Raw genomic sequence first — 891 nt, forward strand, 5'->3', positions numbered from 1 at the left:
AGCATTCTCTTCACCAGATACCACATTAATCGATGTGATTTGTCCGACAAATAAGACTTCAACAAGCAACGGTTTCCCCTCTTCGCCAATGGCGACCATCATCAACCGCACTTCTCGCCCTCGACTTTGCTCATTCATCACCATCCCCACCAGCGATTTATCAAAACCCGCTAATTTAAGCTGTAATTGTGGAGGGCTGGTTGTCTTATTTTCTTTCAGCTGACTGATTTCGCCTAAACTGCCCACGCCCAAATAAGTTTCCCCCGCAATAATCAGTTGCCCAACACCGGTATGCGCACAGGTGACGCCTGATTTCAAATTAAGTCTGGCGGCTAAGACGATATAAGCCCCCTCATTAATGGCTTTTACCATGGCGTCAGAAAATGGATGATATTGCATTAGTACAACACCTCCTCAAAAGATAACGTGATATGGGTATACCCCAAGCGACGATGCTGAAATTTACCCTGTTCATTATCAACGAGCCGAAAAACCCCAAAAGGGGCTTTTATGATCACCTCTTCGTCCAATGCAGGTGGAGTTCTGAGCATGGGAGAAATTGAAATGACAGCTCGCCCTTCGTTATTGCTAACAACATCGGCTACAACCATTTTCAACTCATTCCCAATCGTGAGGCGGTCACCCTGCTGTAAAACGCGCATATTTCTCTTCCAGCCTGATGTTTGCAAAACACTACCAGACTGCCCTGCTGAGGAAATTTTAGGAGTGCCGTACCCTTCTTTCCCTTTTCTGATCCAACTCGATATTCTCACTCTTCCTGACATACCATCCAATGAAGCCACCAACGCTTCTAACTGGCGCGATTTTGCTTCATTTAAATTATTGAATGTCAGCTCACAACGCCAACGACTTCCTGGAAAGCGTACCGTC

2 protein-coding genes are annotated in these 891 nt (G+C 45.9%); both read right to left on the reverse strand.

The genetic code is table 11. The annotated features are described in order from the left end of the window. A partial coding sequence (locus ACNART_RS17835) for a hypothetical protein (protein WP_416303680.1) occupies nt 1–399 on the reverse strand: 399 nt, incomplete at its 3' end. Next, nucleotides 399–891, reverse strand: a 493-nt coding sequence (locus tag ACNART_RS17840) for a hypothetical protein (protein WP_416303681.1), incomplete at its 5' end; no start/stop codon positions are given. The genes ACNART_RS17840 and ACNART_RS17835, both read right to left, overlap by 1 nt.

It is taken from the genome of Proteus sp. LHD240705, assembly GCF_047921555.1.
GTDB lineage: Bacteria > Pseudomonadota > Gammaproteobacteria > Enterobacterales > Enterobacteriaceae > Proteus.